General features: G+C 33.7%; 1 protein-coding gene. It reads right to left on the reverse strand.

Annotated elements, in window-relative coordinates; genetic code table 11:
• Positions 1-260: 260 nt before the first annotated feature.
• Positions 261-885: LysR substrate-binding domain-containing protein (locus tag R7Q48_RS25695; RefSeq protein ID WP_318132988.1), on the reverse strand; the 625-nt coding region annotated here is incomplete at its 5' end.

Genomic DNA, 885 nt, shown 5'->3' on the forward strand with positions numbered 1-885 from the left:
GGGCTGTACTAGATTTATGTTTTAGTCAAAGTCAATTGATGCCCTATTTAACGTGATATGAATTCATTAGAAGCACTTCCGAGGATATGTTTTACTACGATCTCTGTGACGCAAATCATCATTTCTCTATTGAGATAATTGAATTGACAATATCGTTAACATAATTTGTTACAAATTAACTTTGTTTTTGAGTGTTATTTGTCATTTTTCGGCAGACCTCAAATGAGTAAGTCCAACTGGATGTGACTCCGTAATTATGGTTACTTTTCCCCTAAGATCGCTGTGAGCTCTAACCTTATGAAAGATGAAATTTCGGCCAGCTTTCTCGGTAATGGATTTTGATAGGGGTAGGCGACATACATTGACTTTTCTGTGCTGTATGTATGGGTAACTTTTAAAAGTTCTTGATGAGTACTGCCTTTTAACAGGTAGTTGGGTATTACGCCCAATCCCACACCTTGCTCAACAAAGTTCAATAAAATTGATGTATTATCGACCTCTATCACATCACAATAACTTTTTCTTATTTCTTCCTTATTCGAATGATTTTTATATATAAGAAGAGTGCTACTTTTTTCATTGCTGTTGTTAGAAATTAGAACATCATTATAATTCCCAACTTTATGCGCAATTAAATTATCATCAACAACATCATTTAGTCTTATTGCAATATCAACATCGCTTTCTAATAGATTTTCCACCTTATTACTAGACGAAATTTCAAAAATTACCGCAGGGTATCTCTCTTGTAATTTTCTCAAAATACTGCCGAAAATTGATGAAGCTATAGAGTTTGGCATTGTTATCTTGAATTTACCGCTAATACAGTCACTCAGTGATCTGGCTCTATAGTTTAGTTCTTGTAGCTTACTTAATGTTTCAAGA

It is taken from the genome of Vibrio sp. 378, assembly GCF_033339435.1.